The sequence below is a fragment of the Enterobacter sp. DSM 30060 genome (genome assembly GCF_013375955.1).
Lineage (GTDB): Bacteria > Pseudomonadota > Gammaproteobacteria > Enterobacterales > Enterobacteriaceae > Enterobacter > Enterobacter intestinihominis.
Window position 1 is genome coordinate 2490887 of sequence record NZ_CP056118.1, and the last position, 26139, is coordinate 2517025.

General features: G+C 56.9%; 21 protein-coding genes and 1 riboswitch. Of the genes, 5 read left to right on the forward strand and 16 right to left on the reverse strand.

Annotated elements, in window-relative coordinates:
- Positions 1–31: 31 nt before the first annotated feature.
- Positions 32–511: a type 3 dihydrofolate reductase gene (gene folA, locus HWQ15_RS11885; protein ID WP_003856431.1), complete on the forward strand. Its 480-nt coding sequence runs from the start codon at positions 32–34 to the stop codon at positions 509–511.
- A gap of 39 nt (positions 512–550) precedes the next feature.
- Here the strand turns inward: folA and apaH are convergent, their stop codons facing one another.
- Genes apaH through lptD form a run of 6 tightly spaced genes read right to left on the reverse strand, consistent with a single transcriptional unit; the run spans position 551 to position 7280 of the window.
- Positions 551–1399, reverse strand: a complete 849-nt coding sequence (apaH, locus tag HWQ15_RS11890) for a bis(5'-nucleosyl)-tetraphosphatase (symmetrical) ApaH (protein WP_022647017.1) — start codon at positions 1397–1399, stop codon at positions 551–553.
- A gap of 4 nt (positions 1400–1403) precedes the next feature.
- A complete protein-coding gene (gene apaG, locus HWQ15_RS11895) occupies positions 1404–1781 on the reverse strand; it encodes a Co2+/Mg2+ efflux protein ApaG (protein ID WP_003856425.1) in 378 nt (125 codons plus the stop codon).
- Between the two features lie 3 nt (positions 1782–1784).
- Complete coding sequence (gene rsmA / locus HWQ15_RS11900; RefSeq protein ID WP_003856423.1) at positions 1785–2606, reverse strand: 16S rRNA (adenine(1518)-N(6)/adenine(1519)-N(6))-dimethyltransferase RsmA; 822 nt, start codon at positions 2604–2606, stop codon at positions 1785–1787.
- Complete coding sequence (gene pdxA / locus HWQ15_RS11905) at positions 2603–3589, reverse strand: 4-hydroxythreonine-4-phosphate dehydrogenase PdxA (protein ID WP_022647019.1); 987 nt, start codon at positions 3587–3589, stop codon at positions 2603–2605. Before pdxA ends, rsmA begins: the two co-directional genes overlap by 4 nt.
- Complete coding sequence (gene surA / locus HWQ15_RS11910) at positions 3589–4875, reverse strand: peptidylprolyl isomerase SurA (protein WP_003856417.1); 1287 nt, start codon at positions 4873–4875, stop codon at positions 3589–3591. The genes pdxA and surA overlap by 1 nt, the downstream gene beginning before the upstream one ends.
- A 53-nt stretch (positions 4876–4928) precedes the next feature.
- A complete protein-coding gene (lptD, locus tag HWQ15_RS11915) occupies positions 4929–7280 on the reverse strand; it encodes an LPS assembly protein LptD (RefSeq protein ID WP_023299304.1) in 2352 nt (783 codons plus the stop codon).
- Between the two features lie 239 nt (positions 7281–7519).
- On the opposite strand from lptD, the gene djlA reads away from it, so the two are divergent.
- Complete coding sequence (gene djlA / locus HWQ15_RS11920; RefSeq protein ID WP_023299305.1) at positions 7520–8335, forward strand: co-chaperone DjlA; 816 nt, start codon at positions 7520–7522, stop codon at positions 8333–8335.
- A gap of 31 nt (positions 8336–8366) precedes the next feature.
- On the opposite strand, the gene rluA is transcribed toward djlA, so the two are convergent.
- From rluA to araB, 6 genes are all read right to left on the reverse strand, one after another.
- Entirely contained in the window at positions 8367–9026 is a 660-nt protein-coding gene (rluA, locus tag HWQ15_RS11925; RefSeq protein WP_063148753.1) for a bifunctional tRNA pseudouridine(32) synthase/23S rRNA pseudouridine(746) synthase RluA, read from the reverse strand.
- A gap of 12 nt (positions 9027–9038) precedes the next feature.
- Positions 9039–11945, reverse strand: a complete 2907-nt coding sequence (gene rapA / locus HWQ15_RS11930) for an RNA polymerase-associated protein RapA (protein ID WP_063148754.1) — start codon at positions 11943–11945, stop codon at positions 9039–9041.
- A 127-nt stretch (positions 11946–12072) separates the two neighbouring features.
- Complete coding sequence (gene polB / locus HWQ15_RS11935) at positions 12073–14430, reverse strand: DNA polymerase II (RefSeq protein WP_063148828.1); 2358 nt, start codon at positions 14428–14430, stop codon at positions 12073–12075.
- A 155-nt stretch (positions 14431–14585) separates the two neighbouring features.
- Positions 14586–15281 (reverse strand): L-ribulose-5-phosphate 4-epimerase, encoded by a 696-nt coding sequence (gene araD, locus HWQ15_RS11940; protein ID WP_022647024.1) that lies wholly within the window; start codon positions 15279–15281, stop codon positions 14586–14588.
- An 86-nt stretch (positions 15282–15367) separates the two neighbouring features.
- Positions 15368–16870, reverse strand: coding sequence for an L-arabinose isomerase (gene araA, locus HWQ15_RS11945; protein ID WP_063148755.1), 1503 nt, complete (start codon positions 16868–16870; stop codon positions 15368–15370).
- A 10-nt stretch (positions 16871–16880) separates the two neighbouring features.
- Positions 16881–18590 carry a ribulokinase gene (araB, locus tag HWQ15_RS11950; protein ID WP_063148756.1) on the reverse strand — a complete coding sequence of 570 codons (1710 nt, stop codon included), beginning with the start codon at positions 18588–18590 and terminating at the stop codon, positions 16881–16883.
- Between the two features lie 335 nt (positions 18591–18925).
- On the opposite strand from araB, the gene araC reads away from it, so the two are divergent.
- Both araC and HWQ15_RS11960 read left to right on the forward strand, forming a co-directional pair.
- Positions 18926–19771: an arabinose operon transcriptional regulator AraC gene (araC, locus tag HWQ15_RS11955; protein WP_032625458.1), complete on the forward strand. Its 846-nt coding sequence runs from the start codon at positions 18926–18928 to the stop codon at positions 19769–19771.
- 118 nt (positions 19772–19889) lie between these two features.
- The gene (locus tag HWQ15_RS11960) at positions 19890–20657 is read left to right on the forward strand and encodes a DedA family protein (protein ID WP_017383796.1); all 768 of its coding nucleotides are present in this window, start codon (positions 19890–19892) and stop codon (positions 20655–20657) included.
- A 43-nt stretch (positions 20658–20700) separates the two neighbouring features.
- Here HWQ15_RS11960 and thiQ read toward each other — a convergent pair whose 3' ends face one another.
- The 4 genes from thiQ to sgrR all read right to left on the reverse strand — a co-directional run bounded on the left by thiQ (position 20701) and on the right by sgrR (position 25779).
- Complete coding sequence (gene thiQ, locus HWQ15_RS11965; protein WP_063148757.1) at positions 20701–21402, reverse strand: thiamine ABC transporter ATP-binding protein ThiQ; 702 nt, start codon at positions 21400–21402, stop codon at positions 20701–20703.
- On the reverse strand, positions 21386–22996 hold the full coding sequence (gene thiP / locus HWQ15_RS11970; protein ID WP_063148758.1) for a thiamine/thiamine pyrophosphate ABC transporter permease ThiP: 1611 nt from the start codon (positions 22994–22996) through the stop codon (positions 21386–21388). The genes thiQ and thiP overlap by 17 nt, the downstream gene beginning before the upstream one ends.
- Positions 22972–23955 (reverse strand): thiamine ABC transporter substrate binding subunit, encoded by a 984-nt coding sequence (gene thiB, locus HWQ15_RS11975; protein ID WP_023299313.1) that lies wholly within the window; start codon positions 23953–23955, stop codon positions 22972–22974. Before thiB ends, thiP begins: the two co-directional genes overlap by 25 nt.
- 31 nt (positions 23956–23986) lie before the next feature.
- A riboswitch (TPP riboswitch) is annotated at positions 23987–24087 on the reverse strand.
- A 36-nt stretch (positions 24088–24123) separates the two neighbouring features.
- Positions 24124–25779 (reverse strand): HTH-type transcriptional regulator SgrR, encoded by a 1656-nt coding sequence (sgrR, locus tag HWQ15_RS11980; RefSeq protein ID WP_063148759.1) that lies wholly within the window; start codon positions 25777–25779, stop codon positions 24124–24126.
- Positions 25780–25867: 88 nt separating this feature from the next.
- Here sgrR and sgrT point away from each other — a divergent pair, with 88 nt between their 5' ends.
- Positions 25868–26020 carry a glucose uptake inhibitor SgrT gene (sgrT, locus tag HWQ15_RS11985; protein WP_003856388.1) on the forward strand — a complete coding sequence of 51 codons (153 nt, stop codon included), beginning with the start codon at positions 25868–25870 and terminating at the stop codon, positions 26018–26020.
- Positions 26021–26139: the final 119 nt, after the last annotated feature.

Genomic DNA, 26139 nt, shown 5'->3' on the forward strand with positions numbered 1-26139 from the left:
GCGGCAATTTTTTGCATCCGGGAAATTTTCAATGATCAGTCTGATTGCAGCGCTGGCGGTAGACCGCGTTATCGGCATGGAAAACGCCATGCCGTGGAACCTGCCTGCCGATCTCGCATGGTTTAAACGTACTACGTTAAACAAGCCGGTAGTGATGGGCCGCCTGACCTGGGAGTCGATTGGTCGTCCATTGCCGGGTCGTAAGAATATTGTGATCAGTAGCCAGCCGGGCACTGACGATCGCGTGCAGTGGGTGAAATCCGTTGATGAAGCGATTGCCGCCTGCGGCGATGCCGAAGAGATCATGGTGATCGGTGGTGGTCGCGTGTATGAGCAGTTCCTGCCAAAAGCGCAGAAACTGTATCTGACGCACATTGATGCGGAAGTGGAAGGGGATACCCATTTTCCGGATTACGATCCGGACGAGTGGGAGTCCGTATTCAGTGAGTTTCACGATGCGGATGCGCAGAACTCGCACAGCTACTGCTTCGAAATTCTGGAACGTCGTTAACGTTTTTATCCTCTCCCCAAAGGGAGAGGATAAACATCTTCAGGAGGCGACCGCCTCTCCCTCGCCTAAATCCAGCTGTCGGTTGGATGGCTGGACAAAGTAGGTTTTATCTTCCCAGCGTAAGCAGGTTAAATCCCCGCCCCAGCAGCATCCGGTATCCAGCGCATAGATATTTTCCGGGGTGCCTTTTCCTTCCAGTGATGCCCAGTGCCCAAATACCACGCTATATTCGTTTGTCACGGGGCCCGGAATCGCAAACCATGGCTTAAGCGGCGCAGGGGCATTTTCCGGCGTATCTTTGCAATACATATCCAGCTGCCCGTTCGGGAAGCAGTAGCGCATCCGCGTAAAAGCATTGGTGATAAAACGTAGCCGCGCCAGGCCGCTGAGGTCATCACTCCAGTTATTCGGCATGTCGCCGTACATCGCATCAAGGAAGAACGGGTAGGAGTCGCTCGCCAGCACCGCTTCGGCGTCGCGCGCACAGGTTTTTGCCGTCTCAAGATCCCACTGAGGCGTGATGCCGGCATGAGCCATCACCAGCTTTTTCTCTTCGTCAATCTGTAGCAGTGGCTGGCGACGCAGCCAGTTGAGCAACTCATCGGCATCCGGTGCTTCCAGCAGGGGGGTAATGCGATCTTTCGGCTTATTACGGCTGATCCCGGCGTATACGGCCAGCAGATGCAGATCGTGGTTGCCCAGTACCAGCCGCACGCTGTCGCCCAAAGATTTGACGTAACGCAGGACGTCAAGGGAGCCAGGGCCGCGCGCCACTAAATCGCCCGTAAGCCAGAGCGTGTCCTGCCCGGGAGTAAAATCGACCTGTTTTAATAATGCGATCAGTTCATCGTAGCAACCGTGAACGTCGCCAATCAGATATGTAGACATTAGATTAATGAATAAGTGTAGGTACGGCGAGACGGAACACAGGAATAGCAATGCGGAAAGCATTACCGTCGGCATCGACCATTTCGTAATGGCCTTGCATGGTACCCAGTGGCGTTTCAATGACCGCACCGCTGGTGTACTGATACTCTTCGCCAGGGGCGATATGGGGTTGTTCACCGACCACACCTTCACCCTGGACTTCAATTTCGCGGCCATTGCCGTTGGTGATAAGCCAGTAGCGCCCGAGCAGTTGCACAGGCATCCGCCCCAGATTGCGAATGGTTACGGTATAAGCAAAGACAAAACGTTCTTCATCCGGTGTGGATTGGGACTCAATGTAGACGCTTTGAACCTGAACACAGACGCGGGGCGAATCAATCATGGCTTAGCTCTCCTTCGGCGGCGCATTGTCGCTGATGTAATTAGCCAGCTTGCAGTACTGCTCTACGGAAATATTTTCCGCACGCATTGCCGGGTCGATACCCAACTCAGCTAATACGTCAACGGTAAACAGATTGCCAAGGCTGTTACGAATCGTTTTACGGCGCTGGTTAAAGGCTTCTGTCGTGATACGGCTCAGCACGCGCAGGTCTTTGACCGGATACGGCATCGTTTTATGTGGCACCAGGCGCACAACCGCAGAATCCACTTTTGGTGGTGGCGTGAACGCGGAAGGCGGCACTTCTAATACCGGGATCACGTTGCAGTAATATTGCGCCATCACGCTTAAACGACCATACGCTTTACTGTTCGGCCCTGCAACCAGACGGTTAACGACCTCTTTTTGCAACATGAAGTGCATGTCGGCAATGGCATCAGTATAGCTAAACAGATGGAACATCAGCGGGGTGGAGATGTTGTACGGCAGGTTACCGAACACGCGCAGCGGCTGTCCCATTTTTTCTGACAGTTCGCCAAAGTTCATGGTCATCGCATCCTGCTGATAAATCGTCAGCTTCGGCCCGAGGAAAGGGTGCGTTTGCAGACGCGCGGCCAGATCGCGGTCGAGTTCGATAACGGTCAGTTCGTCAAGGCGTTCGCCTACCGGCTCGGTCAGCGCGGCAAGACCCGGGCCGATTTCGACCATGGCCTGGCCTTTCTGCGGATTAATGGCAGAAACGATACTGTCGATCACAAACTGATCGTTGAGGAAGTTTTGCCCGAAGCGTTTACGGGCTAAGTGGCCCTGATGGACTCGATTAGTCATTGAGTATTAACAATCATTTTGATGGCGAGATTAAGCGCCGTGATAAAACTGCCGACATCCGCTTTTCCCTGGCCTGCCAGATCCAGCGCAGTACCGTGGTCAACGGACGTTCGAATAAAGGGTAAGCCGAGGGTGATATTCACCCCGCGACCAAATCCCTGGTATTTTAGCACGGGCAGACCCTGATCGTGGTACATCGCGAGTACGGCATCGGCTTTATCCAGGTATTTGGGCTGGAAAAGGGTGTCGGCAGGCAGTGGCCCGCTGAGGTTCATCCCCTTCGCCCGCATCTCCTCAAGCACCGGAATGATGGTGTCGATCTCTTCAGTGCCCATATGTCCGCCCTCACCCGCGTGCGGATTCAGGCCGCAAACCAGCACATGCGGCTGCGGAATACCGAATTTGGTTTGCAGATCGTGATGCAAAATGCCAATGATCTCACGCAGGAGTTCAGGCGTAATGGCATCCGGAATGGCTTTGATCGGCAGGTGCGTTGTTACCAGCGCAACGCGCATTGCTTCGGTTGCCAGCATCATCACCACTTTCGGGCTGTGCGAACGCTCTTCGAAAAATTCGGTATGCCCGGTAAACGGAATGCCCGCGTCGTTGATTACGCCTTTATGCACCGGACCGGTGATCAGGGCTGCAAATTCGCCCTGAAGGCAACCGTCACAGGCGCGCGCCAGCGTCTCGACAACGTAGTGGCCGTTTTCGATGTGTAACTCACCGGGGACAACAGGTGCACGAAGCGGAACAGAAAGCAGGGTGAGAGTACCAGCCTGCTGCGGTGCGGGCTGTTGGCCTTCAACGTAAGGGAGGAGCGTTAAAGGCAGACCGAGCAAGGCTGCCCGGTCTTGTAACAGTGTTGCATCTGCGCAAACAACCAACTCTACCGGCCAGCTGCGCTGGGCGAGCTGAACCACAAGGTCAGGCCCAATCCCGGCGGGTTCGCCGGGAGTGATCACAACACGATGCGGTTTCATTAGTTGCTCAACACTTTCACGTAAGCGCTGGCGCGTTGTTCCTGCATCCAGGTTGCGGCTTCTTCAGAGAACTTACGGTTAAACAGCATGCGATACGCGCGGTCTTTCTGTGCCGCATCGGTTTTATCCACGTTGCGGGTGTCCATCAGCTGGATCAGATGCCAGCCGAAGGAGGAGTGTACCGGCGCGCTCATCTGGCCTTTATTCAGCTTCATTAACGCATCGCGGAAAGCTGGATCGTAAATATCCGCTGCCGCCCAACCCAGGTCACCGCCCTGGTTTGCAGAGCCAGGATCCTGAGAGAACTCTTTTGCCGCTTTATCGAAGGTGGTTTTACCGCTCTTGATGTCTGCGGCGATCTGTTCCAGCTTCGCACGGGCCTGATCGTCAGTCATGATCGGAGACGGTTTGAGCAGGATATGGCGCGCATGCACTTCGGTAACCGAAATGTTCTGGCTCTGACCGCGCAGGTCGTTCACTTTCAGAATGTGGAAGCCCACACCGGAACGGATTGGACCGACGATGTCGCCTTTCTTCGCCGTGCTCAGCGCCTGGGCAAACAGGGATGGCAGCTCCTGAATACGGCCCCAGCCCATCTGGCCGCCTTTCAGCGCCTGCTGGTCAGCAGAGTAGGTGATCGCCAGTTTGCCGAAGTCATCGCCATTACGCGCCTGCTCAACGATAGCGCGCGCCTGACTTTCCGCCTCAGCCGCCTGATCGGAGGTTGGGTTTTCCGGCAGTGGGATCAGGATGTGGCTCAGGTTAAGTTCAGTGCTGGCATCATTCTGATTACCCACCTGTTTCGCCAGGGCATCCACTTCCTGAGGCAGGATGGTGACGCGGCGACGGACTTCATTGTTACGCACTTCTGAAATCAGCATCTCTTTACGGATCTGATTACGGTAGGTGGCATAGCTGATGCCGTCATAGGCCAGGCGGCTACGCATCTGGTCCGGGGTAATGTTGTTCTGCTTTGCAATGTTGGCGATCGCCTGATCGAGCTGCTCGTCAGAGATCTTCACACCCATTTTCTGGCCCATTTGCAGGACAATCTGATCCATGATCAGACGTTCCAGGATCTGGTGGCGCAGCGTAGCGTCATCCGGAAGTTGTTGACCTGCCTGGCCCGAGTTGAGCTTTACAGATTTCATCAAACCGTCAACGTCACTTTCAAGCACGACGCCGTTGTTAACCACAGCCGCGACTTTATCGACAACCTGTGGGGCCGCGAAGCTGGTATTCGCAACCATAGCGACACCGAGTAGCAGCGTTTTCCAGTTCTTCATACTTTTTCCATTTCAATTAACCGCAAAGCGGATTACGTTGTAAATCAAGCACATTACAATGAACTACGATACGGCAGAATGTTCGAGCGCAGCATCTGCTGCGTGCCCAGACCGTAGTTAGAGCTCAGGCCGCGCAACTCGATATTAAAGCCAATCACGTTATCGTATTTGCCCTGACTGTTTTGCGTATCCCAGCCGTTAAGTTTGCGTTCGTAACCGACACGTATTGCGTAACAGCAGGAGTTATATTGCAGACCCAGCATCTGGTCAGCAGGTTTTTGGGCATTCGTGTCATAGTAGTAGGCTCCGACGACTGACCAACGATCGGCGATAGGCCAGCTCGCGGCGGTACCCACCTGTGAGATACCGTCTTTGTATTGGTCTGTATTCGCATAGTTTGGCAGTGTCGCCTGGATATACTCCGGGCTGGCGTAACGGTACGTCAACTGCAACATGCGATCTTCATCACGACGATATTCGATGGCAGCGCTGCCCGTCGCGATATTGTCCAGTCGTGTATCGTACTGAACACCACCGCGCAGACCCCAACGATCCGTCATACGCCAGTAGGTGTCGCCCGCCCATACCAGTGAGCCCGTTTTGTTGTCTTTCTCCCAGTTAATGTCGTCATCACCGGTACGAGACTCGGTGAAATAGTAGATTTGACCAACAGAAACGTTAAAACGTTCAACGGCAGCATCATCATAAATGCGCGTTGTGACGCCGGTCGTTAACTGGTTAGCAGACGCAATACGGTCAAGGCCGCCGTAGGTACGATCGCGGAACAGGCCGCTGTAGTCTGATTGCAGGAAGGACGAGTCGTAGTTTTGAATTTTGCTCTGATCGCGATAAGGCACGTACAGATACTGCATACGTGGCTCAAGCGTCTGGGTGTATCCATCCGCGAGAAGAGCCATATCACGTTCGAAAATCAGCTTCCCATCCATTTTGAATTGCGGAAGCGTACGGTTTACCGACTCTTCAAGATCGGTGCCATAGCGTTTGTTATACCAGTCCAGATTTTTCTGCTGATAGTGGGTGGCCATCAGCTTGGCTTCGGTATTCAGGCTCGCCCAGTCGTTTGACCACGGCAGATTGATCGTCGGCTCGATATGCAGACGCGTTGATTCCGGCATATCCGAGTTGGTGTTGACGAAATGGACCGCCTGAGCGTAAACGTGCGTGTCGAAAGGACCCACATCGTTCTGGTACCAGTTCACGTCCAGCTGCGGCTCTGCACCATAGGTACTACGCGATTGCGTATCAAATACCTGGAACTGCTTGGTCGACACCGTCGCGTCAAAGTTCTCAATGGCGTAGCCCACGCTGAATTTCTGCGTGGCGTAACCGTCGGTACTGGACCCGTATTTAGAGTCGAAGTCGTTGAAGTAATACGGATCGCTGACTTTGGTGTAGTCGATGTTGAAGCGCCACACCTGATCCAATACCCCGGCGTGCTTCCAGTAGTACATCCAGCGGTGCTTATCACCTTCGCTCGGATGTTCGTCCTGGAACACCTTATCTGATGGCAGATAATCAAACTCCATCAGACCCGCGCCCGCTTTGGTCAGATAGCGGAATTCGTTCTCCCACATGATGTTACCGCGCTTATGGATGTAGTGCGGCGTGATCGTGGCGTCCATGTTGGGCGCAATGTTCCAGTAGTACGGCAGGTAGAACTCAAAGTAGTTCGACGTGCTGTACTTGGCGTTCGGGATCAGGAAGCCTGAACGACGTTTGTCACCCACAGGCAGTTGCAGGTAAGGACTATAGAAAATGGGCACCGGGCCGAGTTTAAAACGGGCGTTCCAGATCTCTGCAACCTGTTCTTCACGGTCGTGGATCACTTCGCTGCCCACAACGCTCCAGGTATTTGACCCTGGCAAACAGGACGTAAACGAGCCGTTTTCGAGAATGGTGTAGCGGTTCTCGCCGCGCTGCTTCATCAGGTCTGCGGTACCGCGCCCCTGACGACCGACCATCTGATAATCACCTTCCCAGACGTTGGTGTCTTTGGTATTCAGATTCGACCAGGCTTTCGGACCTTTCAGGATGACCTGATTGTCGTCATAGTGCACATTACCCAGCGCATCCACCGTACGGACAGGCGCCTGAGCACCTTCCGGCTGCTTCTGGTGCAATTGCACTTCGTCAGCCAGCAGACGGCTGTTACCCTGGTTAATATCGACATTGCCCGTAAAGGTTGCATTGTCAGGATAATTACCTTTTGCGCTGTCGGCATTAATGGTGACGGGTAAGTCATTCGTATCGCCTTTCACCAGTGGGCGATTGTAACTTGGGACGCCAAGCATACACTGCGAGGCGAGATCGGCTGCGAGCCCCTGTTGGCTATACAGGGCGGTGCCAATCATTGTGGCCAGAAGGGTGGGGATACGTTTTTTCATACGTTGTATTTTATTGTTCCGTCATCAGTGGCTACGGCTTACAAACGCTCAGAGACTATCTTACTCATCAGCGCAGTACCAGCGTTAATCCTGCCCGTTTGCGCGCCAGAGTGTTAGGCTCGCTATCGAATGACGAGTATGATAATGCAAATTATAGGCGATGTCCCTCAATTGACCGTGGCGCGACCACTGTAATGATGGCGTTGCGTCGGCCAGGAACATGACCATTCGGGGAGTATATGCAGTATTGGGGTAAAATAATCGGCGTTGCGTTCGCAATTATTATGGGTGCCGGATTCTGGGGTGTTGTTCTTGGCCTCATTATCGGCCATATGTTTGATAAAGCACGCAGCCGCAAAATGGCCTGGTTTGCCAACCAGCGCGAGCGCCAGTCACTCTTCTTCTCCACCACCTTCGAGGTGATGGGGCACTTAACCAAATCAAAAGGGCGCGTAACGGAAGCCGATATTCAGGTTGCCAGCGTCTTTATGGATCGCATGAATCTGCACGGCGAATCCCGCGTCGCGGCGCAGAATGCATTCCGGATTGGTAAAGCGGATAACTACCCGCTGCGTGAAAAAATGCGGCAGTTCCGTAGCATCTGCTTCGGGCGCTTTGATTTAATTCGGATGTTTCTGGAAATTCAAATCCAGGCCGCCTTCGCGGATGGCTCTCTGCATCCGAATGAACGGGACGTCCTGTATGTGATTGCTGAAGAGCTGGGCATTTCCCGCATGCAGTTCGATCAGTTCCTGCGCATGATGCAGGGCGGCGCGCACTTTGGCGGCGGTTATCAACAGCAATCGTCCGGTGGCGGCTGGCAGCAGGCGCAGCGTGGCCCTACGCTTGAAGATGCCTGTAATGTCCTCGGCGTGAAGCCCTCTGACGATGTCACGACCATCAAACGCGCCTATCGTAAGCTGATGAGCGAGCACCATCCGGATAAGCTGGTGGCGAAAGGCCTGCCGCCTGAGATGATGGAGATGGCGAAACAGAAAGCGCAGGAAATCCAGAAAGCCTACGAGCTGATTAAAGAGCAGAAAGGTTTTAAATAAAAAAATGGCCCGACAGTGTCGGGCCATTTTTTCAGAAGTCCACCGGGGCTTTGAACGTCATGGCGTTGCAGAAAGCAGGGTGGGTGATGGTGAGCGTCTGCGCATGCAGTTGCAGGCGCGGCGCTAACGCCAGCGCTTCCGGCGGCGCATAGAATCTGTCACCCAGAATCGGGTGACCCATCGCAAGCATATGCACACGCAGCTGATGGGAGCGCCCGGTAATCGGCTTCAGCAGGACGCGCGCGGTATTATCCGGCGCGTACTCCAGCACTTCATACTCGGTCTGCGCAGCCTTGCCGGTTTCATAACACACCTTCTGCTTTGGCCGGTTCGGCCAGTCGCAAATCAGCGGTAAATCCACCAGCCCTTCCGCCTGCGCCGGATGGCCCCACACGCGGGCGACATACTGCTTCTTCGGCTCGCGCTCGCGGAACTGACGCTTCAGCTCACGTTCTGCCGCCTTATTAAGAGCCACCACAATCACGCCGCTGGTCGCCATATCCAGACGATGGACAGACTCGGCCTGGGGATAATCGCGCTGGATACGCGTCATCACGCTGTCTTTATGCTCTTCCAGACGCCCCGGCACGGACAACAGGCCGCTCGGCTTGCTAACCACCATAATGTGCTCGTCCTGATACAGAATGACCAGCCACGGATCCATCGGGGGATTGTAGGGCTCCATTACCATTTTGCGCTCCGCTTACTGATGCGTCACAACGATAAGACGCAGGGCGTCGAGACGCCATCCCGCCTGATTCAGGCTTTCCAGCACCTGCTGGCGGTTGCTCTCAATTGCGGCCAGCTCATCGTCACGAATGTTCGGGTTTACCGCTTTCAACGCTTCCAGACGCGACAGCTCGGCAGAAAGCTTCTCATCGGCTTCGCTGCGCGCCGCATCAATCAGCACTCTGGCCGCTTTTTCGGCCTGGGTTTCACCCAGTTGCAGAATGGCATGCACGTCCTGTTGCACCGCATTCACCAGCTTGCTGCCGGTATGGCGGTTCACCGCGCTCAACTGACGGTTGAAGCTTTCAAACTCCACCTGGCCGGCCAGATTCGTACCGTTTTTATCCAGCAGCAGACGCACCGGCGTTGGCGGGAGGAAGCGGTTAAGCTGAAGCTGTTTCGGCGCCTGCGCTTCCACAACGTAGATCAGCTCCACCAGCAGCGTGCCCACAGGCAAGGCTTTGTTCTTCAACAGGGAAATGGTGCTGCTGCCGGTATCGCCGGAGAGGATCAGATCCAGACCGTTGCGGATCAGCGGGTGCTCCCAGGTAATGAACTGTGCGTCTTCGCGGGACAGCGCCACATCACGCTCAAAGGTGATAGTGCAGCCGTCTTCCGGCAGGCCCGGGAAATCCGGCACCAGCATATGATCGGACGGGGTCAGCACGATCATGTTCTCGCCGCGATCGTCCTGGTTTATACCGACGATGTCGAACAGATTCATGGAGAAGCTGATCAGGCTGGTGTCGTCGTCCTGCTCTTCAATGCTTTCGGCCAGCTGCTGCGCTTTTTCACCGCCGTTGGAGTGGATCTCCAGCAGGCGATCGCGACCCTGCTCCAGCTGCGCTTTCAGTGCGTCGTGCTTCTCACGGCAGGATTTAATCAGCTCATCAAAGCCCTCACTATTTTCAGGCGCGGCCAGGTAACCGATCAGATCGCCATGGACCTGATCGTAAATGGTGCGGCCGGTCGGGCAGGTGTGTTCAAACGCGTCCAGCCCTTCGTGGTACCAGCGCACCAGCACGGACTGGGCGGTTTTCTCCAGATACGGCACGTGGATCTGAATATCGTGCGCCTGCCCGATACGATCCAGACGGCCGATACGCTGCTCCAGCAGATCCGGGTTAAACGGCAGATCGAACATCACCAGATTGCTGGCGAACTGGAAGTTACGGCCTTCAGAACCGATTTCAGAGCACAGCAGAACCTGCGCGCCGCTGTCCTCTTCACCAAACCAGGCTGCTGCACGATCGCGCTCAACTATGGACATGCCTTCGTGGAACACGGCGGCGCGAATGCCTTCGCGCTCACGCAGAACCTGCTCCAGCTGCAATGCGGTAGCGGCTTTGGCGCAGATCACCAGCACTTTCTGGGAACGGTGAGCGGTGAGGTAGCCCATCAACCACTCCACGCGCGGATCGAAGTTCCACCAGGTGCCGGTGTCGCCTTCGAATTCCTGATAAATCTGCTCCGGGTAGAGCATGTCGCGCGCGCGATCTTCCGCAGTTTTACGGGTACCCATAATGCCGGAGACTTTAATCGCCGTCTGGTACTGGGTCGGCAGCGGCAGTTTGATGGTGTGCAGCTCGCGTTTCGGGAAGCCTTTCACGCCGTTACGGGTGTTACGGAACAGCACGCGGCTGGTACCGTGGCGATCCATCAGCATGTCGATCAGCTCTTTACGCGCGGATCCCGCATTATCGCTGTCGCTGTTCGCGGCCTGAAGCAGCGGCTCAATATCCTGCTCGCCAATCAGATCGCTGAGAGTGTTAAGCTCATCATTAGAGAGACGATTACCGGCCAGCAGCAGCGCGACGGCGTCCGCCACCGGGCGGTAGTTTTTCTGCTCTTCAACAAACTGCTCAAAATCGTGGAAACGGTTGGGATCGAGCAGACGCAGACGGGCGAAGTGGCTCTCAAGACCCAGCTGCTCCGGCGTGGCGGTCAGGAGCAGAACGCCCGGTACGCGCTCGGCAAGCTGCTCAATCGCCATGTATTCACGGCTTGGCGCGTCTTCGCTCCAGACGAGGTGGTGCGCTTCGTCGACGACCATCAGATCCCATTCAGCGTCGCACAGATGCTCCAGGCGCTGCTTGCTGCGGCGCACGAAGTCCAGGGAACAAATGACCAGCTGTTCGGTTTCAAACGGGTTGTCCGCGTCGTGCTGGGCTTCGGCATAGCGCTCATCGTCGAACAGGGAGAAGCGCAGGTTAAAGCGGCGCAGCATTTCAACCAGCCACTGATGTTGCAGCGTTTCTGGAACCACAATCAGCACGCGCTCGGCAGCGCCAGAGAGCAGCTGCTGGTGCAGGATCATGCCTGCTTCGATGGTTTTACCCAGGCCCACTTCATCAGCCAGCAGCACGCGAGGCGCATGGCGACGGCCCACGTCATGGGCGATATTCAGCTGATGGGGAATAAGGCTGGTACGCTGACCGCGCAGGCCGCTCCACGGCATGCGGTACTGCTCACTCTGGAACTTACGCGCGCGGTAGCGCAGGGAGAAGCGATCCATTCGGTCGATTTGCCCGGCAAACAGACGGTCCTGCGGCTTGCTGAACACCAGTTTGCTGTCGAGCAGCACTTCACGCAGGATGACATTTGTCTCGTCGGTATCAAGACGCGTTCCGATGTAGGCGAGCAGTCCATTCTCTTCTTTTACGTCTTCAACCTTCAGTTGCCAGCCGTCATGGCTGGTCACGGTATCACCCGGATTGAACATTACGCGGGTAACAGGGGAGTCATTGCGAGCGTACAGGCGGTTTTCACCGGTAGCAGGGAAAAGGAGGGTAACCATGCGCGCATCGACGGCAACGACGGTTCCTAATCCAAGTTCGCTTTCTGTATCGCTGATCCAGCGTTGACCAAGTGTAAAAGGCATAGTTGTTCGGCTCTAATCTTTAATTGCAGGCAATAGTTCGACCCCGTCAAAAAAGACGGTCATCGAAAAATGGGTCCGGGAATGGAAAGGGCGCTATGGTACTGGATGGCAACGGTTTCGTCACGCGTCAAAATAGCCCAAGTTGTCCTGTCACTAGTGTAGCAAAGTCGTCGTTGATGAACGGTAAAATTCCCTCCGCAACAGGCTGAAGCTGGCGGGTCAGGTAGTGATCGTAATCGAGCGGAGACTGCTGGTAATCAACGGGTTCTGGTCCGTTCGTTGTCCAGACGTATTTGATCGTTCCCCGGTTCTGATACTGCGGCGCGCGGCCCCGGCGAACGTTCTCTTCATCCGCCAGTCGCGCCGCGCGGACGTGCGGAGGAACATTACGCTGGTACTCCGCCAGCGGGCGGCGCAGGCGCTTGCGATACACCAGCTGCGCGTCAAGTTCGCCTGCCATCAGGCTGGCTATCGTCTCGCGCACGTAGTCCTGATACGGCTCATTGCGGAACACCCGCAGATAAAGGGTTTGCTGAAACTGCTGTGCCAGCGGTGTCCAGTCGGTGCGCACTGTCTCCAGCCCTTTAAACACCATCCGCTGCTTGTCGCCTTCCTGAATCAGTCCGGCGTAGCGCTTCTTGCTGCCCTGGTCGGTTCCGCGAATGGTCGGCATTAAGAAGCGGGCAAAATGGGTTTCAAACTCCAGCTCTAACGCGCTGGTTAACCGCTCTTTTTGCAAACTTTCGCGCCACCAGGCGTTCACGAAGGCGACCAGTTCTTTGCCGATTTGCGCGGCGTCGTCTTCTGAATGGGCCGATTTCAGCCAGACAAAGGTGGAATCGGTGTCGCCATAAATAACGTCATAACCCCGGGATTCAATCAACGCTTTGGTCTGGCGCATAATGTCGTGCCCGCGCATGGTGATGGACGACGCCAGACGCGGATCAAAGAAGCGGCAGGCGCTGGTGCCCAGCACCCCGTAAAAGGCGTTCATAATGATTTTCAGCGCCTGTGAGAGCGGCTTGTTGCCGTGGCGTTTTGCCTCGTCGCGGCCGTGCCAGATGTTTCCCACGATCTCAGGCAGGCAGTGTTTTTCGCGCGAGAAGCGTGCCCCGAGAAAACCTTCAGTACTGTGCGCATCGTCTGGCTGCGCCATCCCCTCGACCAGCCCTACCGGATCAATCAGAAATGTGCGGATAATCGACGGGTACAGACTTTTATAATCCAGCACCAGCACCGAATCATACAGCCCGGGCCGTGAATCCATCACGTAACCGCCGGGACTGGCCTGCGGCGGCACGTCACCGAGGTTAGGGGCCACATAGCCCGCCCGATGCATCCGCGGGAAATAGAGGTGGCTGAAGGCCGCTACCGAGCCGCCGTGCCTGTCGACCGCGAGACCGTTTACCGTTGCGCGTTCCAGCAGGAAGGGCATGATCTCGGTTTTATGGAAAATCTGCGTTACCAGCTCACAGTCTTTCAGGTTATAAGTAGCGAGCGCCGGCTTATCCTCATTAAAGCGCCGGTCGATCTCGTCCATTCGGTCCCAGGGATTGTCGATGGATTTACCTTCACCGAGCAGCGCCTGGGCGACCGCTTCCAGCGAGAAGGAAGAGAAGTTCCAGAAGGCGGATTTCAGCGCCTCGATGCCGTCGATTATCAGGCGACCGTTAGCCTGTGCGAAGAATACGCCGTTCTTAAAACCGTGCTCTCGCCACTCCAGCTCCGTGTTTCCGCGCCCTAACGTCAGGGGAATGCGGTACCGCTCGGCATGTTTTTGCAACACGCGCAGGTCAAACTGCACCACGTTCCAGCCGATCAATACATCCGGGTCGTGCTCGGCAAACCACTGGTTAAGCTTCTCCAGCAGCTGTGGTCGGCTGGTAACGTATTCCAGATGAAAATCCAGCGCGGACGCATCGCCGTTCGGGGGCCCGAGCATATAGACAACCCGCTGCCCGCAGCCTTCAAGGCCGATGCAGTAAAGCTCGCCGTGACGGGTGGTTTCGATATCCAGCGAGACCCACTTCAGCGGCGGGCGATAGTGCGGGTTAGGCTTCAGGCGCGCGTTCACGAGACAACCGTTCTGCTCAGCGCCGTCCACCCAGACGGGGGCGGTGATAAACCGCTCCATCAGAAAACGTTCCGGCGGGCGAATGTCCGCTTCATAGAGCGTCACGCCCGCTTCGCGGAGCAATTTTTCATAGCGCATCAGCTGGCGATGGGCGCGGCAGTAGAGGCCATAAACCGGCTGGCGGTGGAAATCTTTTAGCTCAAGAGGCGTGAGGCGCCAGCCGTTTTCACCGCGCAGCAGCTGCTTTACTTTCTCGACGTGGTGTTCAGGGATAAACGCCACGGACTCCTGAGGCGGCAGGGTAACGTGCAGCGGGCCGTTATCCGTCGCCAGCCAGAACGCAACCTCGGTGCCCTGAGGGGTATCCCGCCAGTGTCGGGTCAGTAAAAAGCCTTCTTGCGCCTGTGCCACGCCGCTATCCCACAAAACAAACCAGGCCTGATTATAGCCTGGTTGAGGGGTGTTTGCTGGGGTTTTATACAGTGCCTGTTTTGCCGGATGGCGCTACGCTTATCCGGCCAACAGGATCCGTAGGCCCGATAAGCGCAGCGCCACCGGACAATGTTTTACTGCCCGTAGTACGCCTTCGCGCCGTGCTTGCGCAGATAATGCTTATCGAGCAGGGTTTGCTGCATATCCGGCAACTGCGGTGCCAGCTGGCGGCAGAAGATCCCCATGTAGGCGACTTCCTCCAGCACGATCGCGTTGTGCACCGCGTCCTCCGCGTTTTTACCCCAGGCAAACGGACCGTGGGAGTGCACCAGCACGCCGGGCATTTGCGCCGCGTCGATACCCTGTTTTTCGAAGGTTTCGACGATCACGTTCCCGGTTTCCCATTCGTACTCACCGCCGATCTCCGCATCGGTCATCAGACGCGTGCAGGGAATGGTGCCGTAAAAGTAATCCGCGTGGGTGGTGCCGGTGGCCGGAATTGGCTGGCCCGCCTGCGCCCAGATGGTCGCGTGACGCGAATGGGTATGCACAATCCCACCGATGGTCGGGAAGGCCTGATACAGCAGGCGGTGAGTGGGCGTATCGGAGGAGGGCTTTTTATCGCCTTCAACCACTTCACCCGTTTCGATGCTGACCACCACCATATCTTCCGCGGTCATCACCGTGTAATCCACGCCCGAAGGCTTGATCACGAACACGCCTTTTTCCCGGTCAACGGCGCTGACGTTGCCCCAAGTCAGGGTCACCAGGTTATGTTTTGGCAGCGCCAGGTTGGCTTCGAGTACCTGACGTTTGAGATCTTCTAACATTGTCGTCTCCTGCCGGATGGCGCTGCGCTTATCCGGCCTACAGAACCGTAGGCCCGGTAAACGAAGTGCCACCGGGCATTCAGGGCTTAGCGTTTTGAACTGTAATAGACTTCGTTCCAGCGCAGCGCGTCTTTAAAGGCTGGCAGACGGGTGTCGTTATCAATCACGGTCAGTTCGATGTCGTGCAGCTCGGCAAACTGACGCATATCGTTCAGGTCAAGCGCGTGGCTGAAGACGGTGTGGTGCGCGCCGCCGGCCAGGATCCAGGCTTCCGACGCGGTTGGCAGGTCAGGTTGCGCTTTCCACAGGGCGTTCGCGACCGGCAGTTTCGGCAGAGAATGCGGAGTTTCCACAGCATCGACGCAGTTCACCAGCAGGCGGAAACGGTCGCCGAGGTCGATCAGGCTGGCGTTAATGGCCGGGCCGGTACGGGTGTTGAAGATCAGACGGGCCGGATCCGCTTTGCCGCCAATGCCGAGGTACTGCACATCGAGGATCGGTTTCTCTTCAACGGCGATAGAGGGACACACTTCCAGCATGTGCGAGCCGAGCACCAGATCGTTGCCGTTCTCGAAGTGGTAGGTGTAGTCTTCCATAAAAGAGGTGCCGCCCTGCAGACCGGTTGACATCACCTTCATGATGCGAAGCAGAGCGGCAGTTTTCCAGTCGCCTTCGCCCGCAAAACCGTAGCCCTGCTGCATCAGACGTTGTACCGCCAGACCCGGGAGCTGTTTCAGGCCGTGGAGATCTTCAAAGGTGGTGGTGAAGGCATGGAAGCCGCCCTGTTCCAGGAAGCGCTTCATGCCCAGTTCAATGCGTGCGGCATCCAGCACGTTCTGGCGCTTGTCGCCGTTGACCTGTGCCGCAGGCGTCAGGCGGTAGCTGCTTTCGTACTCGTCCACCAGCGCGTTAACGTCGCCATCGCTGATGTCATTCACCACCTGCACCAGGTCGCCCACTGCCCAGGTATTCACGGAGAAGCCGAACTTGATCTGCGCGGCCACTTTGTCGCCGTCGGTTACGGCAACTTCACGCATGTTGTCGCCGAAACGCACCACTTTAAGGTGACGGGTATCCTGCTTAGAGACCGCCTGACGCATCCATGAGCCAATGCGTTTTTGTGCCTGGCCGTCCTGCCAGTGGCCGGTCACCACGGCATGCTGTTGACGCATACGCGCGCCGATGAAGCCGAACTCGCGACCGCCGTGGGCGGTCTGGTTCAGGTTCATGAAGTCCATGTCGATGCTGTCCCACGGCAGGGAGGCGTTGAACTGAGTGTGGAATTGCAGCAGCGGTTTGTTGAGGATAGCCAGGCCGTTGATCCACATTTTGGCTGGCGAGAAGGTGTGCAGCCACACCACCAGGCCAGCGCATTTGTCATCGTAATTGGCATCGCGGCAGATGTTAGTGATTTCGTCCGGCGTAGTACCCAGCGGCTTCAGCACCAGTTTGCACGGCAGTTTGGCTTCCGCGTTCAGCGCATTCACAACGTGCTCCGCGTGTTTCGTCACCTGCTGCAACGCTTCCGGTCCGTATAAATGCTGGCTGCCAATCACAAACCACACTTCATAATTATTAAAAATGGTCATTATCGTGTCCTTAATGTGTCAGGGTTGCCGTAGTGTCCGCGGTGCTTTTGGCCGGGGCGGCGACAGGGAGATAGTGAAGTTCGGCGCTTTTTGCCCATTGCTGGTAGCGCTGATAAAGCTGTTCAAAGCGTTGTGCCTGCTGAGCCTGCGGCTGAAGCGTACTTTCGACGGCGCTCGCCATATGCTGTTGCGCGGTCGGGATATCCGCATGGACGCCTGCGGCCACGGCAGCGAAAATCGCTGCGCCCAGCGCACAGCACTGATCGGAGGCCACAATTTGCAGCGGACGGTTGAGCACGTCGCAGCAGGCCTGCATGATAACCGGGTTTTTACGGGCGATACCGCCCAAAGCCATCACGTTGTTCACGTCAATGCCCTGCCCGGTGAAGCACTCCATAATGGCGCGCGCGCCGAACGCGGTGGCGGCGATCAGGCCGCCAAACAGCGCGGGCGCGTCGGTCGCCAGGTTGAGATCGGTAATCACCCCTTTCAGACGCTGGTTGGCAAACGGCGTACGACGGCCGTTGAACCAGTCCAGCACCACCGGCAGGTGATCGAGAGACGGATTTTTTGCCCAGGCTTCGGTGAGCTGCGGCAGGAGCTGTTTTTTGCTCGTGGTAATCTGGTTTTTCAGTTCAGGATGCGCGGCCGCCAGCTGATCCAGCGGCCAGCCGAGCACCCGGCCAAACCAGGCGTAGATATCGCCAAACGCGGACTGACCCGCTTCGAGGCCGATAAAATCGGGCACCACGCTGCCGTCAACCTGACCGCAGATACCCTTCACCGCGCGGTCGCCAACGGTCGTTTTATCCGCCGTCAGAATGTCGCAGGTGGAGGTGCCAATCACTTTCACCAGCGTGTTAGGCTGCGCACCCGCGCCCACGGCGCCCATATGGCAGTCGAACGCGCCGCCGGAAATGGTCACGTTTTGCGGCAGACCGAGGCGTTTCGCCCACTCTTCGCAGAGCATGCCGACCGGAATATCGGCGGTGAAGGTGTCGGTAAACAGCGGGTATGTCAGGTTTTTGTTGATGATCGGGTCGAGTTCATCGAAGAACGCTGCCGGAGGCAGACCACCCCAGCTTTCATGCCACAGCGATTTATGCCCGGCGCTGCAACGGCCACGGCGAATAGCCTGCGGACGAGTGGTGCCGGAGAGCAGGGCGGGAACCCAGTCGCACAGCTCAATCCATGACGCCGCTGCCTGTGCGACCGACGTGTCCGCGCGGGTAACGTGCAGGATTTTTGCCCAGAACCATTCGCTGGAGTAGATCCCGCCGATGTAGCGCGAGTAGTCGGTTTTGCCCGGCTGGTGGCATAAGCGGGTGATGGCTTCCGCCTCTTCCACGGCGGTATGGTCTTTCCACAGCACAAACATGGCGTTCGGGTTATCGGCAAACTCCGGGCGAAGCGCCAGTACGCGGCCTTCTGCATCAACCGGGGCCGGCGTTGAACCGGTACTGTCGACGCCAATCCCCACGACGTCGGCCCGCTGGGCATCCGTCAGCTCTGCCAGCACGGTTTTGATCGCCGCTTCCATTGATTCAATGTAATCGCGCGGGTGGTGACGGAACTGGTTGTTCGGCGCATCGCAGTAGCGCCCCTCTTGCCAGCGCGGATACCACTCAACGCTGGTTGCTATTTCCTGGCCAGTCGTACAGTCCACTGCCAGCGCGCGAACTGAGTCGCTGCCAAAATCGAGGCCAATTGCAATTGCCATGGTGTTGCTCCATCCAAAACAGGTATGGAAGAACATTAGAGACTGGGGACAAAGATCGTCAGGCAGGATCCGCTAATCTTATGGACTAAATTGCTGTTACGATTGAAAGTGTGACGCCGTGCAAATATTCAATGTGGACATTTCTGCCGTACTTATAGACACTTTTGTTACTGCTTATCCGCCCTTGCTGGCGGAGAAATCAGGGGAAAAGGCTGAAACATGGCGGACGTAAAAGAGGCGTGATGCTTTTTGGATCTTTTCGCGGGCCATTTTTATACTGCTTTTATCGATATGGACAATTGGTTTCCTTCAGGACCCTTGGGAGAACTGAATCTATGGCCGAACCGCAAAACGATCCCCTGCTGCCGGGATACTCATTTAACGCCCATCTGGTGGCGGGGCTGACGCCCATTGAGGCCGAGGGGTATCTCGATTTCTACGTCGATCGACCGCTCGGAATGAAAGGGTATATTCTGAACCTGACCGTTCGCGGGGAAGGGGTGATTAAAAACGGCGATCGGCAGTTTATCTGCCGCCCTGGTGATATGCTGCTGTTCCCGCCGGGGGAGATCCACCACTACGGACGCCACCCGGATGCCAAAGAGTGGTATCACCAGTGGGTCTATTTCCGTCCGCGCGCCTACTGGCAGGAGTGGCTCTCGTGGCCGGCCATTTTCGCGCAAACCGGTTTTTATCGCCCGGATGAGGCGCATCTGGCGCAGTTCCGTGAGCTGTTCGCACAGATTATTGAGGCAGGGCAGGCGGGAGGGCGCTACGCTGAACTGCTGGCCATCAATCTGCTTGAACAGGTGCTGCTGCGCCGCATGGAGGCCATCAACGAGTCGCTTAATCCGCCGCTGGACAACCGCGTCCGCGACGCCTGCCAGTACATCAGCGACCACCTTGCCGACAGCCAGTTTGATATTGCCAGCGTCGCCCAGCATGTGTGCCTGTCGCCGTCACGGCTGTCGCATCTGTTCCGCCAGCAGCTTGGCGTGAGCGTGCTCAGCTGGCGCGAGGATCAGCGCATCAGCCAGGCGAAACTGCTGCTCAGCACCACCCGAATGCCTATCGCCACCGTCGGGCGTAACGTCGGCTTTGAAGATCAGCTCTATTTCTCTCGCGTGTTTAAGAAGTGCACCGGTGCCAGCCCGAGCGAATTCCGTGCGGGATGTGAATAATCGGTAAACATTCAGGTGAACTTCAGGCGCATCTTGTAAACTATTCAGACAATTGATGCCTTGACGCGGTGCAGGGCGCTAAGCAGAATCGCTGATTCGTTTTCTGACCGGAATAGTTATGCAGGCATTGCTGGAACATTTTATTACCCAGTCCGTTATGTATTCGCTCATCGCCGTGGCGCTGGTGGCGTTTCTGGAGTCGCTGGCGCTGGTCGGGCTGATCCTGCCCGGCACCGTGATGATGGCGGGGCTTGGGGCGCTTATCGGCAGCGGCGAGGTCAATTTCTGGCAGGCGTGGATGGCCGGTATTATCGGCTGTTTGCTGGGGGACTGGATCTCCTTCTGGCTGGGCTGGCGCTTTAAGAAGCCGCTGCACCGCTGGTCGTTCATGAAAAAAAACAAAGCGCTGCTGGATAAAACCGAGCATGCGCTGCACCAGCACAGCATGTTCACCATCCTCGTGGGGCGCTTCGTTGGGCCAACGCGTCCACTGGTGCCGATGGTGGCCGGGATGCTGGATCTGCCCGTCGCGAAGTTTGTGGTGCCGAATATCATCGGCTGCGTCTTCTGGCCGCCGTTCTACTTCCTGCCGGGTATCCTGGCGGGCGCGGCGATTGATATTCCTGACGGTATGCAAAGCGGTGAGTTTAAATGGCTGCTGCTGGGTACGGCGGTGCTGCTGTGGCTGGCGGTTTGGCTCTGCTGGCGCCTGTGGCGCAGCGCGAAAGCGAGCGTCGATCGCCTGACCCGCTATCTCCCGCGCACGCGCCTGCTCTGGCTGGCCCCACTTACGCTCGGCGTGGCGGTGGTAGCGCTGGTGGCGCTAATCCGCCACCCGCTGATGCCGGTGTACGGCGAGATCCTGTTGAAGGTGGTGAGCCGTTAAGGTGTTTTCCCTCTCCCCGTGGGAGAGGGCCAGGGTGAGGGCATCAGACCGCACGAATGCCCAACAATGAAGATGCCCCTGCGTTACCACTCAGAAGTTCTTCTGTTTCTCCATCCCACAAAATACGTCCCTCCGCGATCACCACCGATCGCGGCGCGATGCGTGCGGCATCTTCAATGCTGTGCGAAACCATCAGCATCGTCAGTTGCTCGCGCTCGCACACCTCCTCAACCAGCGAGAGCATCTCCTGGCGCAGGGCCGGGTCGAGCGCCGAAAAGGGTTCGTCGAGCAGCAGCAGCGGCTGCTCGCGCACCAGACAGCGTGCCAGCGCCACGCGCTGGCGCTGGCCGCCGGAAAGCTCCCCCGGAAGTCTGTTGATAAACGCAGACAGGCCCATTTGTTCGGCGATCGCCTCCAGCGTCTGACGCTGCGCAGCACTGAGCTTTAACCCCGGATCCATCCCCAGCGCGATGTTCTGCCAGACCGTAAGATGATTGAACAGATTGTTTTCCTGAAACAGCATCGACACCGGGCGCTTAGCCGGCGGAGCGTAGGAAAACTCGCCGTTATCAATGACGATCGACCCGCTGGCAGGTTGCAGAAAACCGGCGATCAAATTGAGCAAGGTGCTTTTCCCGGCACCGCTTGGGCCAAGCACTGCGATTCGCTCTCCCTGACGAACGGAGAGGGTAAAACGCATTAGCAGGTGCTCATAAAGCCAGGTTACATCAGTCAGTTTTAACATCACGCCCCGGAAGTTTTTCGATAACGGTAAATAACGCAAAGCACAGCAGCAACAGGAGCAGCGCCGTGACGGCGCCGTCCTGGCTACGATAGGAGCCAATTTGCTGATAAAGCCAGAACGGCAGCGTGCGGAAATCCTCGTTGCCGAAGAGCGCCACTACGCCAAAATCGCCAATCGACAGCACGCAGGCAAACGCCAGCGCCTGGGCGAGCGGGCGTTTCAGTGCGCGCAATTCTACCACCTTCAGACGCTGCCAGCCCTGCATGCCCAGCGACTGACACAGCAAGCTGTAGCGGCTGTTGACGTCGCGCATCGGGTTTTCCAGTACCTTGAGCGCGTAAGGGATGGCCATCAGTGCGTTGGTAAAAATGACGATGCCGTCGGCGCTTTCCGGCAGGCCGATGGTGCTGTTGAACAGTAAAAAGAATCCGGTCGCCAGCACAATGCCCGGCATCGCCAGGATCAGCATACCCGTCAGTTCCAGCGCGTGTCCGGCTTTACGGGCATGACGCGCGTACAGCTCGCGGCTGCTCCAGAGCAGCATCATGGTCAGGATCACGCACAGGAGCCCGGCTGCCAGCGCGATGCGCAAGGAGGTCCACGTCGCTTGCCACAGGACAGGTTGTTGCAGTACCGACAACACATTGCGATTCAGTCCATCAACGATAACGGCCAGCAGCGGGGGCAGCAAAAGCAGGAGTGCCAGTGCGATCAGCATAAAATCCGCGACGCGGCTATACAGGCTGTCCTGCGGATCGCGCCAGCCGGTAATGTTATTGCTTCCTGCGGGGATCGCTTTGCTCAGCCGCTGGCTGAGTAACACCAGCACCAGGCAACACAGCATCTGCACGATCGCCAGCAGCGCGGCGCGGCCCGGATCGTAGTCGTAACTTAAAGCCTGATAGATCGCCAGCTCAATGGTGGTGGCCTGCGGCCCGCCGCCGAGAGAAAGTACGGTCGCGAAGCTGGCAAAGCAGAGCATAAAGATTAGCGCGGCAACCGGGGCAATCTGGCGTCGCAGCCACGGCCATTCGACAAAGCGGAAGAACGACCAGCCGCGCATGCCAAGCTGGGCGGCAATCTGACGCTGCTCACCGGGAATGTTTTCCAGCGCCTGTAAAAAGAGGCGCGTGGCCATCGGCATATTGAAAAAAATATGCGCCAGCAGAATGCCTTTCAGGCCGTATGGCGAGAAGGTCCATTCCAGACCAAGCAGGTTGAAAAGGAATGCCAGCCATCCCTGCCGACCATAGACGCTCAGAATGCCGAACACCGCCACCAGCACGGGCAGGATCAGCGTCATCGCGCACAGCCGCAGCAGGGCAAGCCTGCCGGGGAAACGTCTGCGATAGAGGGCGCGCGCGAGGAAAATGGCCGGGAGCGTCGACAGCAGCGCGGAGAGAAACGCCTGCCAGAAGGAGAAACGGATGACGTGCCAGAGATAGCTGTCGTGCCAGAGGGCAAGTAGATCGCTCTCTGGCGCGTTAAACCACAGCGCAAGGAATGCACCCAGGCTGACGACCACCATCAGTATAGCGGCGAGCAGCCCGGGAACTAACCAGCCGGGGATCAGCGGCTGACGGCGCGTTGCCATTCACTTATCCATGCGGCGCGCTGGGTGGCAACCTGCTGCGGCGTAAATTCCAGGGAGGTTTGCGGTTTGTTCAGCTGCTCAAAACCTGCCGGCAGCGCAACATCAGTGACCGGGTACATCCAGTTTCCTGTCGGAATAGCATTCTGGAATGCCGGTGAAACCATAAACTTCAGGAATTTCTCGGCGAGCTCCGGCTGTTTGCTCGCGGCGGTGCGGGCGGCCACTTCCACCTGCAAATAATGCCCTTCAGCAAAGTTCGCGGCGGCGTAGTTGTCTTTCTTCTCGGCGATAATGTGGTAGGCCGGAGAAGTCGTGTAGCTCAGCACAAGGTCGCTTTCGCCTTTCAGGAACAGGCCGTAGGCTTCGCTCCAGCCTTTGGTGACGGTAACGGTTTTCGCAGCCAGTTTCTGCCACGCCTCAGGCGTTTTGTTGCCATAGACTTTCTGCATCCACAACAGCAGCCCCAGACCCGGCGTGCTGGTGCGCGGATCTTCATAAATCACGCGCCACTTCTGATCGCTTTCGACCAGCTCTTTCAGGCTTTTGGGCGGATTCTTCAGCTTGTTTTTATCGTAGACAAACGCAAAGTAACCGTAATCAAAGGGAACGAAGGTGTCGTTTTTCCAGCCGCCCGGCACGTTGACGGCATCTGCCGCCACGCCGCTTTTGGCGAACAGTCTGGTTTGAGTGGCGGCTTGCAGCAGGTTGTTATCCAGCCCGAGCACCACGTCGGCTTTGCTGTTTTTGCCTTCCATACGCAGCCGGTTAAGCAGAGAGACACCATCTTCCAGCGCCACGAATTTCAGCTCGCAGTTGCAGTCGGCTTCAAAGGCTTTTTTCACCGCCGGGCCGGGGCCCCAGTCGGCGGAGAAGGAGTCGTAGGTGTAGACCGTCAGGACAGGCTTAGCAAAAACAGGCAGCGCAAACAGCGCCAGCAGAGGAAGAACGTTTTTTAACACTTTGCACCTCAGGGTTGAGTGGCAAAGGATTTTGAGAGACAGCCTCAAATCCCTTCGCCGGCGTTATCCGGATCAGGTTCGACGGGTATTATCTCAGCGCACATCAGTGATGCAGCACCCCGTTGAGAACGGCGCTATTGTAATGATTTGGTGAATATTACGAAAGCGTTATGGCTCCGGCGGCGCAAACCACGCGGATTTAAAATCAAACCAGCCCAGGGTATTCATTCGCAGGCCGCGCATGCTGCGCTGACCCTGGATCAGCAGCCAGTGGTGAATCAACGGTACGATCGTCTGCCCGGCCAGCAGCTCCTGACACCAGGCGGCCAGATCCATTTCTCCTGCCCGCCACCGTGCGGCGTCTCGCTGCCAGTCCCGATTAATACAGTGCTGAATCAGGGGCACTTCATAAAGGTGAGAGAAGAGCGAAAAATCAAGCGGCAGCGTGAAGTTCGCACTGTTGAGCCAGATATCGCTGATAACATCTCCACGGTGCCATTCATCATAGTCCACTTCCTGTATCGCCAGCGTCACGCCCTCGGCTGCCAGCAGCTTACTCATGATCCTTGCGATAAACCGGTGCTCAATGTGATCGCGATAGTAGCTGAGGGTGATGGTCTCCAGTCCGGCAGGTTTTTCACTGCGTACTGGCTGCGCATGGTGCCAGCGCGGAAGCAGGCCATAGGCCGGGAACCACCAGGTCTGGTATTGCTCCTCTGCGTGATAAATCAGGTTAGCGGGCGCCAGAACATGGCTGATCCACCTGCGTACGTCGTGATTCGCCCCGCGATGGCTGCGGCTATCGAAGAGCAGGTAGTAGCAGCCCTCCTCCAGGCGGCTTTCGAACGCCTTTTCACCGGCTGTTGGCCCTTCCAGCGTCAGGCCTGCGCTCAGCTCTTCGTTGAGATCCGGTAGTACCCAGACGTTGACTTCGTCGATCAGCGCCCTATAGCCAAAGTAATCATCAAAGGCGCGGATCTTCAGCTGATTACTGTTGTTCCGTGAAACGGAGTAGGGGCCCGTACCAATCGGCTGGCTGGAAAAATTGTTCAGGGATCGCCACTCGGCAGGCAGGATCATCGAGGGCACGTAGCCCAGAAGCCACGGAAGCCATTTGTCCGGCTGCGATAGCTCAATATCCAGGGTCCAGGCCGTTGGGGAGTGGATCCGCGCGATATGCGAATAGAGTGGCAGCGTGCGGGCGCGCTCTAAGGAGTCGATAACGTCGCGCATCTCCAGCTCGCGTCCATGGTGGAAATGTATGCCGGGGCGTAAAAAGAAGCGCCAGTGCAACGGAGACACCTGTTGCCAGTGATGGGCAATATCCGCTTCCAGTTCCCCGTTTTCCTCATTTATCCGCGTCAGACCGCTAAAAATCTGCCGGGCCATGTGGGTTTCAGAGCGACGTAACGCCGTACCGGGCAACAGATTTTTCATTGGGCGATAGTAAAGCACTCGCAGAATGTGGCGTCCCTGACGAAAGCTGCGTCCCAGATGCGAGACCAGCATCTGGCGCACGGCGGCTTTGTCGCCCACCAGCTGGACCAGCTGATCGATGCGGTCTTGCTCCAGCAGATCCTCCGCCCGCTGTTGCTGCAACGCCAGGCCGGTATAGAGGAAAGTCAGGCGCGAGCGCTTACCGCGTCCGGCTTCGGCCTCCCAGTTTAGCCAGCCCTGCTGCTGCATGGTGTTAATGAGGGTACGCATATGACGCCGGGAGCAGTTGAGGAGCTCAGCCAGCTCGTTCAGCGTGGTCTCCTGCGATTGCCCCTCGCAGCACTGCCAGAGGCGGATAAATTGTTGTTGCAGACGACCAGAAGGCATAAAAGAGGAACTCCTGACAAAAAATCAGCAATTTATTAATCCCTATATTAAGCCAATAATCCTTATCGATGAAGCGAGGAGGTAAATTATGAAGAGGTCTACCGCACGTCAGTTTTATCAGCACTATTTTTCAGCGACAAAGGGAGTGTCCTGGCTGGCCCGCCAGTGCGCAGAGCAGCGGCTGAGAATACTGGAAGATCTGATGCAGTGGGACGTTACGAAACCGACCTCTTCTCGCTAACTCGCCTCGATCATGTGTGACTGAGTATTGGTGCTAATCACCCGCCAGCAAAATGTTTTTGCTGGCTTTTTTCGTTTACTATTTCACCCAATTTCGATTCGCTTTCACAAGGACTTGCG